This window comes from Shewanella canadensis (genome assembly GCF_003966225.1).
Classification (GTDB): domain Bacteria; phylum Pseudomonadota; class Gammaproteobacteria; order Enterobacterales; family Shewanellaceae; genus Shewanella; species Shewanella canadensis.
In genome coordinates this window covers 613,243-622,870 of sequence record NZ_RXNU01000002.1, presented here as the reverse complement: position 1 = coordinate 622,870, position 9,628 = coordinate 613,243, and the positions used below count along the sequence as shown (strand labels likewise).

General features: G+C 39.7%; 11 protein-coding genes. 4 read left to right on the top strand and 7 right to left on the bottom strand.

Going from position 1 to position 9,628, the window contains the following annotated elements:
- Positions 1–117: 117 nt before the first annotated feature.
- From EKG38_RS06135 to EKG38_RS06105, 7 genes are all read right to left on the bottom strand, one after another.
- Positions 118–441 (bottom strand): metallophosphoesterase, encoded by a 324-nt coding sequence (locus EKG38_RS06135; RefSeq protein ID WP_126519358.1) that lies wholly within the window; start codon positions 439–441, stop codon positions 118–120.
- Positions 442–507: 66 nt separating this feature from the next.
- The gene (locus EKG38_RS06130; protein WP_126519357.1) at positions 508–816 is read right to left on the bottom strand and encodes a hypothetical protein; all 309 of its coding nucleotides are present in this window, start codon (positions 814–816) and stop codon (positions 508–510) included.
- 112 nt (positions 817–928) lie between these two features.
- On the bottom strand, positions 929–1,183 hold the full coding sequence (locus EKG38_RS06125; RefSeq protein WP_126519356.1) for a hypothetical protein: 255 nt from the start codon (positions 1,181–1,183) through the stop codon (positions 929–931).
- A 13-nt stretch (positions 1,184–1,196) separates the two neighbouring features.
- The gene (locus EKG38_RS06120) at positions 1,197–1,604 is read right to left on the bottom strand and encodes a hypothetical protein (RefSeq protein WP_126519355.1); all 408 of its coding nucleotides are present in this window, start codon (positions 1,602–1,604) and stop codon (positions 1,197–1,199) included.
- Positions 1,605–2,010: 406 nt separating this feature from the next.
- Positions 2,011–3,414, bottom strand: coding sequence for a UvrD-helicase domain-containing protein (locus tag EKG38_RS06115; RefSeq protein ID WP_126519354.1), 1,404 nt, complete (start codon positions 3,412–3,414; stop codon positions 2,011–2,013).
- A complete protein-coding gene (locus tag EKG38_RS06110; RefSeq protein ID WP_126519353.1) occupies positions 3,404–4,618 on the bottom strand; it encodes a hypothetical protein in 1,215 nt (404 codons plus the stop codon). Before EKG38_RS06110 ends, EKG38_RS06115 begins: the two co-directional genes overlap by 11 nt.
- 187 nt (positions 4,619–4,805) lie before the next feature.
- Positions 4,806–6,161, bottom strand: coding sequence for a hypothetical protein (locus EKG38_RS06105; RefSeq protein ID WP_126519352.1), 1,356 nt, complete (start codon positions 6,159–6,161; stop codon positions 4,806–4,808).
- Between the two features lie 301 nt (positions 6,162–6,462).
- Here EKG38_RS06105 and EKG38_RS06100 point away from each other — a divergent pair, with 301 nt between their 5' ends.
- From EKG38_RS06100 to EKG38_RS06085, 4 genes are all read left to right on the top strand, one after another.
- Positions 6,463–7,086 carry a hypothetical protein gene (locus EKG38_RS06100; RefSeq protein ID WP_126519351.1) on the top strand — a complete coding sequence of 208 codons (624 nt, stop codon included), beginning with the start codon at positions 6,463–6,465 and terminating at the stop codon, positions 7,084–7,086.
- Between the two features lie 166 nt (positions 7,087–7,252).
- The gene (locus EKG38_RS06095) at positions 7,253–7,723 is read left to right on the top strand and encodes a DUF1643 domain-containing protein (RefSeq protein WP_185817528.1); all 471 of its coding nucleotides are present in this window, start codon (positions 7,253–7,255) and stop codon (positions 7,721–7,723) included.
- A 12-nt stretch (positions 7,724–7,735) separates the two neighbouring features.
- Positions 7,736–8,035, top strand: a complete 300-nt coding sequence (locus tag EKG38_RS06090) for a hypothetical protein (RefSeq protein ID WP_126504748.1) — start codon at positions 7,736–7,738, stop codon at positions 8,033–8,035.
- A gap of 440 nt (positions 8,036–8,475) precedes the next feature.
- Positions 8,476–9,627, top strand: coding sequence for a hypothetical protein (locus EKG38_RS06085; RefSeq protein WP_126519350.1), 1,152 nt, complete (start codon positions 8,476–8,478; stop codon positions 9,625–9,627).
- Position 9,628 lies beyond the last annotated feature (1 nt).

The window sequence follows — 9,628 nt, the reverse complement described above, 5'->3', positions numbered from 1 at the left end:
ATCTAAGAAGTGGACGATGCCGATTAGAAACTGGAAACCAGCACTAAATCGCTTTATTATCGAGTTTGAAGATCGAATAGCAGACTACATATAAATTAGGTAGTTACACAGAATCTGCTACAGGGTCATCATCACTGGGTCTTCAGTATCACCCCATAAGGCTTCTTCTTCATCAATATCGAATAAGGCTTCTAAGTCTGTAAGGTTCTCTGATTCGCCTACCGCATCATGATTACCTGAGCATATAAAGATTGGTTTGTAGATGCTGGTTACCCACTCAGTTATCCATTCAACCTGACTCTCTAATTTAATCTTCTGGGTATTACTGTCGCAAAGCAAATCACCCGTTAGGCAAATAACATCAAAATCATCCTGTACTTGAGTAACCCAATCAAAATGCTTTTTAACAAAGTGAAGGTCACTGATATGTAAGATTTTCATACCTATACCTTTTATGTGTAGTACTAGGCCTATATATAGGCCTAGTGGGAAAAGGTTTTGCTTTAATTAACGTTGAGGAAGCATTGCTTTGATTTCGGCATATGAAAACTCTTCAGAAAGGTTATCGTCATTGAATACTTCCTTTCCCGTATATGGTTTGTGATGTTCACTTCTGCTTTGAAACACTTCGATCTTTACACCAATTAAAGCACCAAGATCTTTTTTAACTTGATAATTGGGTGAGTCACCCGTTCCCAGTGTGCCGAATCGTACAGTGGGCTGAAACTTTTCACTTCCCATATTGGCTAATACACTTTGTAAAAAATCATAGCCTTTTTCATTAACACTTTCAGTCGTCCAAATTAATTTTGTCATATCTCTTAGTCCTTTATTGAGTCGTTTGACGGTGCTTTCATCATTGAGAGGTAAGCATTTAAACTGATAGGGGGAGTGGGCCTCTACCAGTTCAGCTATGTTCGTAATGTACCTATTTGAACATTTGGTGACTTTTTATCAACGTACAAGATGGGTTCTCTTCTCGCCCATCAAAATCTTCAAGTTGATATATTGCTTTGATTTCTTTTCCTATCGCTGTATTTACCGATTCAACAGAACCAGTTTCAATTGCCTTTAAATACGCCTGCATTAGTTCACGATTATCTTGAATGATTAGAAAAATTTCGTTTGTAAGCTTTTGGTTTAATTCTGAGATTGCCGCCTGAGCGATTTCTTTTGGTAACATAATAACTCCCCTGTTAAGTGTTAAATTCAGATTTAGATAAAGCAACTTCTGCTTTTACAATACCTTTTTTCTTCCAGCCTCTTAAGTACCCAGATCTCAAATTACCACTAACACTTGAGCTTTCGATAAAATTAGGAGAAACCCAGTCTTTGATTTCTGTAGATCCATTTGAAAAAGTAAGCTTCACAAACGCGCGCTTAGCTACTAAAAACTTTTCTTTAAATTCTTTTTCTGATCCTAGATAGAAATTTATATCCAGTTTGCTAGAGATAACGACTTCATTATCATTGTTTTCCTTAGCTTCTTTCCCTTCATAGGCATCTAATATTTTTTCAATAACACTTGAAGGGGTTTCGAAACCATCTGCGTGACTTGCAAGCCTTTGATATAAACCTTCCGGAAGATCGATTACTTTGCTCATTGTTTCACTCCTACATTTGTAACTTATGCTTGTAATATAATATATAGTGAACGCGTTGTCAAATAATGCAAATAGTACAAATGATACAAATAATGCAAGCAATCCAAATGGTGTAAGCGATTCAAGTAATACAAGTGGTGTAAGTTTTTTAGCCGTCTCAATCAGTGATAGCAGCCTAAAAGTTCTGACTTCACGGTAACGTACACTAACCAGAAGTGGACTAGGTTTTGTCTGATTACGTTGAAAGTTGCAGCCTGTAAGGTTTTCAGTATCACTACACACGACGAAAAAACAGGCTGCCAAAGGCAGCTTAAAACGTACCCTAGAGTATGAATTAAGTGTCTTCAGAGCCTTATGTTCGATGAGTTTTTCTTATAGCGGTAATGGTGTACTGTCAGCCTGATAACTATACCTGCTCTGTTATGGAGTTATCTTCAAAGCGAAACAGTCTATTGGGGGTATCGTCAATTATGAAGTTATCAGATTTCTTGGCATCACTATATGCAACCTGCCTTGAAGTAGAGCTACATATGACCAGCTCTTTCTTGGCTCTGGTGATTGCAACGTACCACAGACAGTTTTCTGTTTGCTTATTGTTCAAATATGCTCCCCAGTGGCTAGCAACCAGTCTGGGATCAATAAGGTAACAGGTATCCCACTCTTGTCCTTTGGCTTTGTGAACAGTGATGATCCTAACTCCATTCTTAACCCCCTTCTTCCTGATTGGGATTTTTGCTTCCTCAAAAGCCTTTTTTATTACATCTCCCTGTTTGGCGACCCGGATAAGAACTGCTATATGACTAAGCTTAGCTCCGTCGAGCTGCTTTATTTTAAGTTTATTGGTAAGCCATATCGATGCCTTTTGTAAGCTATCAAAGTCAGTTATTGCTGGCTGAGAGTGAGGGGCTCGGGTGGTGATAACACAGTTCAACTGGTTGTTGACTCGCTTTCTGTACCAGTTACTAAACTCAACTACCTCTGGCGAGGATCGGTAATTTTTAGATAAGTGGTGTACCTGAGTTCCTACGTACCTAGAATCAAAAGCAATAAACTTTTCAACAACAGCCCCACCAAACTCAAATATTGCTTGGGCTGGATCACCAACACAAAAAACTTTACTACCACTGGCGATTAACCTGTTAACGATAGACCATTGAGGAGCATTTAAGTCCTGTGCTTCATCTATCAACAAGTAACGACAATAATCTACTACCCATTTTGCAGCATTTTTATTGTTCAGTAGGTTATCGGCTTCCAACAGCATATCGCAGTAATCAAATTTCAGTTTCTTCCGTTTCGCTGTGGCATATAGTTTTACTAGTTGCTCTGCTTGTTTAGAGTCGAAGCGGTAGCGATCTTTAAGCGCTTGCACAGGGCACATTTGGTTTAAGCGTGCCTTACTCATCACTTCAACAGCACCAGTAGCTTTGTTACTTGATTTAGGGTCAATCTTTCTTAAGCAGCTCTTGATGAGTGACAATTGCTCTTTATCATTGATAATTGTAAATTTAACGAATTTAGACTGCGGGCAATTCTTAAGTATCCGCATGCAAAATGAATGGAATGTTGTGGCTACCCTAGAAGAACCTAGGCCTAAAGCTTTTTCAATTCTCTTGTTCATCACTTTGGAGGCCGCTTTAGTGAACGCGACTAAACGGATTTCTCTGAGGTGAACCTTATGGAATGTTGCTAGGCGGACTGCACGCGCTACTAGCACGCGAGTTTTACCTGTTCCTGCCCCAGCCACAACCTTTACATGTTTTGCGATATCGCAATTAGCTGCCTTTTTCTGCTCAGGGTTAAGCTTCATCACTGAGCTCCTTAAACATGGACTTTGGAGCTGTCAATATGCACTTCAACTCAGTGAGAGCCTTCGCTTGTTCTTGTGCTGTCCAGCGACTGTTCAAAGCTAAGAGATTGAACCCATTATGCTTGTTTAGTTTTTTCTTAATAGGACTGAGTCTTTTGCGAATATTAGAAATAGACTTGTTTACCAGAAGCTCTCTGTGCCACTTTTCAGGTATATGGTGGAAGTCGAGTGGGTCAATAATTTGTAAGCAATCAAGCTTAACCAATGCATCGTTTAAGTTCGTTAGCATTAAACCCCGTTGGTTATCCCAACAGTTAAGTTCGTACTCTAATCGGGCGGCTACGGTATGCTCACTGATATTAAGCTCGCAACCACTCTTGAGCTTATTCAGCAACCAGCAGTATATTCTGTACTTACTTTTGCGAGTACGGTCGAAGTCGTCATCTTTAGGGAAAGGGCCTATATATAACGTTTCACAAATAGCGCCTTCAGTTTCAGGGTAACAAGTACTGTGTTGAGAGTTACCATGAGGTGGCATGAATAGTAAAAACACTGATGATATACCGGGTAGGTTAACTGCCACATCAACCCTTGTTACTCTGGCTTTAGCCATCACATTATTGTACTCAACAGCCCCAAGCACTTTGTAGATATGACTGAAGACAGCAGCTAATTCTAACGCACTAAAGTGACGAGGATTAAAGCTAAACCGCAGTCCTTTGTAGTCACTCTTACTACCGTCAGCTAGGTGAATCGATAGGACGGCTTCAGGCTTTCCTTTAACCCTCACCTCAAACTTCAATATGTAATGAGGCCTGTTCTTTTGATCTTTATGGCATGCCTTGTTTATGGCATCTAGGCGCACGGCTTCTACTGTGATAAATGGCTGTAGACTGGGACTGACCTGTAACAATCCTTTAGATTTACAAGTGATAGCCTTAATAAATTTGGTCGCCTTTCTGTTGTAGGAGACTGTGAAGTCAAGTTTATCTATTTCTAGGGTTAGGTACTTTTTAGGATGCTTAAGGTACTTTTTCAGCAATTTACTCTGATAGCTGCAAATGCGCTTATTGCGCAACGCTTTGATGAACTTTGCTTTACCTGTACCGTTACCGGACATATAGGAGACAAGGCTAACTAAAGTTTTATTTATAGGCTTATCTATTAGTTTTTGTACTACTTTCTCTAAATCAACGATTTTCATAGTGTTTTTAACCTTTGAATATGCAGATAAATTACTTAAATAGAGGTGCAATGGGTGTCTATCTGCATCTATGACGATTAATCAAATTTAACGTGATGTAATTAAGTGGGTGAACAGCGAATGAAGTGGAAAACTGGCACATGTGTGTAGATGCCGATTAACCATCACTTACGAGTTCGCATGTTGATTACAAAACAATTAGGTTTTTAATTTCGTCAATAAACTCTGCTCTTAGGCATGACGCAGTTTCTAAATATATAGTTAACTCAGTTGCTTGCTTGGTGGTTTTGCGAGCATTGGGTTGAAACTTTTTTAGTAAGTAAGCAAAGCGATTGCAGGTAAGTAAGGCATCTGCGCGGTTGATTAATAGATCCGCAAGCAGTTGTTCGGTTTTATGTAAGTTTCCTTTGGCATCAGCGAACTTCTGTTCGATTAGAAAAGTTTGTTCACCAATCTGGTTAGTTATCTGTTCATAATCAAGTTTGTTGATCGAGTTAAATGGTGTTCGTTTCGTATGTAAGGCACTTATAGCTTTCTTTTTTGACTTTTTATTTTGTGCTTTTTTGCGAAACGAAGGCAGTTTAGGAGTACGGGGTTGTATTGGTGTGGCTATCTTCTCCTGTTCTTTTTGAAGTGCAGATTTGAGTCCTATTGACTGGCTGGATTCGGGTTGGTCTTGCTTTTCTTGATTGGAGCAAGAGGTTGTTTCAGACTGGCTGGATTCGGGTTGGTCTTGCTTTTCTTGATTGGAGCAAGAGGTTGTTTCAGACTGGCTGGATTCGGGTTGGTCTTGCTTTTCTTGATTGGAGCAAGAGGTTGTTTCAGACTGGCTGGATTCGGGTTGGTCTTGCTTTTCTTGATTGGAGCAAGAGGTTGTTTCAGACTGGCTGGATTCGGGTTGGTCTTGCTTTTCTTGATTGGAGCAAGAGGTTGTTTCAGACTGGCTGGATTCTGCTGTTGAGGTCTCTGGTTGCACTGAATTTTGATGATCTTTGCTTGAGGTTACAGTTGATAGCTTAAGAGCAGTTTGAAGTATTGTTTGAATTAATTTCTTAGTTAAACGTAGATCATTTTCATTTTCATTTGAAATGCGTAAGCAGCATTTCTTGTAAATGTCGCACATCAACTCTTTACCGAATTCTTTGTTGATTTTGCCTAACTCGTCTAAACAGGAATCATTGAGAGCAGGAGCTGATGTTAAAGGAGTAAGTAGCGATTGCACTTTCGCTCGGGTTATTTCCTTCGTCGCTTGGTAGGCTTCCAGTCCAAAATATTTTGAGAAGTACTCTCCTTGGCTCAAACCTGACTTTTTGGGTTGTTCAGTACGAGCGGCTGCCCATATAGCATTACGCATCAACCCACCGGCTTCAACAGCCAGTTTTCCTGCATGTATTAGTTCTTCATTTTCAGCGCCATCAGTACTAAAAACTTTGGTGACTGTTGTGCTTAACTCTGATAGTGTGAAGTTCTCTGCTCCATGAAGTATTGATTTTCCAATGTAGTTTTGCGTTACTTGGTTGTTGGTACTGGCTTGCTGTGACATGGCTACTTACCCTTTTTTTTAAATGAACCCCATGTTGCTCTCCTTTTTCATCGATCGCTTCCGCCCATTTTTCATGTATGTGTTTTTTCAAGTTTTATACTAGGAACCCTTTATACATAAGGGCTACAGAGCATTTCAGTACCAACTTCTTTTCGTGTTTGGCGTAAGTTTTTTGTCGGCAATACATATTTTTTGTAGCATTGTTTGCTTAACAAATTAAAAGTGTGATGACTACTGGGCTGTGGGGCATTATTCTTGGTTAAGAAGGGAACTAAATTGTGAACAAAAGGGCGGTATCGAAATGGCTAAGGAAGAAGTAGGTACAGAGAACAACCCTATAAGGTTTGTACAGGAGAATGTCAAAAGGCCAAAGCTAGAGCTTAATTCGACGTTAACTCCAAATGGTTTGGGGGTATTTGACTTTGGTAAATATAAGGACGTTGAGGATGAATATAACGTATTTTTCAGTAACTTAATTTTCAATCCGAATTTTTCGTTGGAAGAAATAAGATTTGCCAGTTTAGTCTTAAAGAGTATGGGGCTATCTAACGAGCAGCTTTTTTGGGTTCGCAATAATGAACAATTTAGGGCTCGTGAATTTGGTCAGTCCGGCTTGCTGTATTTTACACCCGATGAAGCCCAAATTATCGAGCCGATAAACTTACCAGCCATCATCAACAAACATAAGTTGAGTTTTACTCAGCAAGAAATTATAGCAATGTTGAATACCCTCCATGATTACTACTACATTACCTGTACTGAGATTTTTGAGGGTAATCTTGCTAAGAACACTAAAGGCTTTGATTACATAAATAACGCTGTATCCCTTAGTGATAATGCAAAATTCGTTCATATCAGAATTAATCATGGTATGGATGAGAAGTACATTGTTGATAAGTGGATCAAGCCAACAAAGCACAAATAATATGCCAACCTTGGAACGTGATATCTAAAAAAGAGATCACTTCTGACCATAGAGTAGAGTCTTAACGGTAATCGTTATTATCATGGTATTGAGCAAGGCCAATCATAGAAATGCTTGGTAGCATCATTAATCTAGTTCAAATTGAGATCATTGGAGGAAGAACATTTTGATTAAAAGTGCTGTATTGTCTGACTGTCGAGATTATAGGTACTCTCTATGGAGAACCTGGGACGAAGATAAGCCATATGCTTTATTCATTGGCCTTAACCCTTCTACTGCTGATGAAGTTGAGGATGACCCAACTATTAGAAGGTGTGTCAATTTTGCTCGTGATTGGGGCTATGGTGGGTTATGTATGGCTAATCTATTTGCCTTTAGAGCAACTGAGCCCAATGTAATGAAATCTGCTCCAGATCCTATTGGTGAAGCTAATGACACATGGCTTGTACAATTAGCTGATGGTGCAGGTGTTGTGATTGCTGCTTGGGGAAATGATGGTACTTTTTTAGGGCGGTCTAGAACAGTACTTGAATTAATCGATGGTGTTAAGTGTTTAAAATTGAACAAGTCTGGTGAACCTGCACACCCACTGTATCAGCCAAAAAACTCAAAGCCGATTGAACTCGTGAGATCATAAGAGGGGGGGGGCATGGATAACTTTAAATCGTCAGTGATGACGGGAGAGATAGCCTCAGCGATGAAGCTATGCTCATACGTGAAATGGTTTAAGGTCATACTGGCTGTAGTCGTTTCCATTGCGTATCTGGTAGGGAGTGCTTGGCTTGCGGAGATCCTGATAGTAGCGGTTGTTACCTCATTAATTTTACCACTAGGTTTCTTTGATGTTTTTATTCAAAAACTGCTGGAATACAACACGCAACTCCTTGAGGAGCGCATACATTTGAATACCAATGAGCCGAATGTTCACTTAAATAGCAAAATTCGCTGACAGAGGTTTTTGAACGCTCTCGATTTCGGCTGAAAGGTGAAGTCTGAGGAAGAGAGCGAAAACTTGACTGCTCTTGTTGTTGCTCAGTCGCCTGATGATATGTAATACAGAATCGAACCCGCGATACATAATAATCCGATAATAATTGCCAAAATCAGGCCGAGATCTATGTGCTCCATGCTATCCCTTAACGATCCTTGTTAATGATGCGGAAAGTATAGCAGTGGCAGTAACTTAATGGTAACGACAATTATCATGGTGTCGTCGAAGTTTGTAACTAGACCTTCTAGGCATATTTATAAATACATCCTAATTTTTTTTAAATGAAAAGAGTCAGGATGGTTAACAAGTGGAAGACCAATTAACCTTGGAACAGTGTGTGAGCTTTCATTGCTCCAATCGAGAAATATTAAAGCATTATATGCTAGGGAGTAGCAGTCATGAGTATTCAAATAGTAACTGACATCATCAACGCCGCATCATATCAAGCGAGGCATGTTTGTGGATCAGAAGGTCTATATCAGTGCATTATTTATGACACTGCAAAAAGGAACCCTGAGGTTGAGAGTATAGAGCGTGAGGTTTCTGTCATATTGCCAGATGGAAAGACTGGTTACCTTGACTTCGTCATTGAGGCCAATGGAATAAGTGTAGCTATTGAGCTAAAAGCAGGAGCGAATAGTTATCGCAATTCATTAGACAAGGCGAAAGAGGTCGATAGGCGATTTGGCGCAGAAAAAAGTGGTGGCCTACTTAAAGACTTTGAAAAGCTCAGTGCATTCCTAAAAGGTGGTGTCAAAAGCTCAAGGCATGCCATTTCTGTTTGTCTGGAGACTGCTTATATTAAAAAAGGCTTCACACCACATGATGTTGACAGATACTCCACCCTTGCCAATCGAAAATCTATTGATTTTGTCTATGGAACACCAGGTAGTAGCCCTACAAACCTTTGGGTAACTAGCGATACGCAGTATGAATTAGCACTGGGTGTGGAGGATGGTAATGGGGTGGAGGTTTCAAATGCTTTTGATATTGACAACTTGGACTGGGCTACATATTTTGCGTTTGTCGGTATGCTTGAGCCGAAAGATGAAACTTTTGCGCAAGGAATCCTTTATCACTATATAAGAAATATGGGGCTAAGCGAGAGACAGTGCGCCAGTGAGGTCTACTTTTTCTTTGCAAGAAAACCAGACTCACGTGCATCCTATTGGGTGCCAGATCTTGCTGTTTTTGATACTAGTTTCAATGGAAAGTTTAATCTTGGGGTAAATAATCAAGAGAAACTTCGAAATGATTATGAGAAGCTTTGCAGTCTAAATACAATTATTGAAATTAAAGGCAGCAAGCTGTTTGAAAGACTTAGCACAAATCAAAAAATCAAAATGATCCGTCAAGATCTTGAAAAGCTAAATTCACATCTACGTCCAGTGATAGAAGCTCAAATTTTGAAAGGTGAGATCAGTCGCAAGAGACCTGTAAATTACGCTATGGTTATAGCTAGCTCAGATGTCGGGCTGAAACCGTTCATTAGTGAAGCGATGAAAGAATACGGTGAATCAATTCAAATATATTGGTCAGGTTTCTACTAAT

Excerpts from the sequence above, each read along its gene's own strand:
- EKG38_RS06105 (WP_126519352.1), bottom strand. The coding sequence starts at position 6,161 with ATGTCACAGCAAGCCAGTACCAACAACCAAGTAACGCAAAACTACATT.
- EKG38_RS06125 (WP_126519356.1), bottom strand. The coding sequence starts at position 1,183 with ATGTTACCAAAAGAAATCGCTCAGGCGGCAATCTCAGAATTAAACCAA.
- EKG38_RS06120 (WP_126519355.1), bottom strand. The coding sequence starts at position 1,604 with ATGAGCAAAGTAATCGATCTTCCGGAAGGTTTATATCAAAGGCTTGCA.
- EKG38_RS06100 (WP_126519351.1), top strand. The coding sequence starts at position 6,463 with ATGGCTAAGGAAGAAGTAGGTACAGAGAACAACCCTATAAGGTTTGTA.
- EKG38_RS06110 (WP_126519353.1), bottom strand. The coding sequence starts at position 4,618 with ATGAAAATCGTTGATTTAGAGAAAGTAGTACAAAAACTAATAGATAAG.
- EKG38_RS06085 (WP_126519350.1), top strand. The coding sequence starts at position 8,476 with ATGAGTATTCAAATAGTAACTGACATCATCAACGCCGCATCATATCAA.
- EKG38_RS06130 (WP_126519357.1), bottom strand. The coding sequence starts at position 816 with ATGACAAAATTAATTTGGACGACTGAAAGTGTTAATGAAAAAGGCTAT.
- EKG38_RS06090 (WP_126504748.1), top strand. The coding sequence starts at position 7,736 with ATGGATAACTTTAAATCGTCAGTGATGACGGGAGAGATAGCCTCAGCG.
- EKG38_RS06115 (WP_126519354.1), bottom strand. The coding sequence starts at position 3,414 with ATGAAGCTTAACCCTGAGCAGAAAAAGGCAGCTAATTGCGATATCGCA.
- EKG38_RS06135 (WP_126519358.1), bottom strand. The coding sequence starts at position 441 with ATGAAAATCTTACATATCAGTGACCTTCACTTTGTTAAAAAGCATTTT.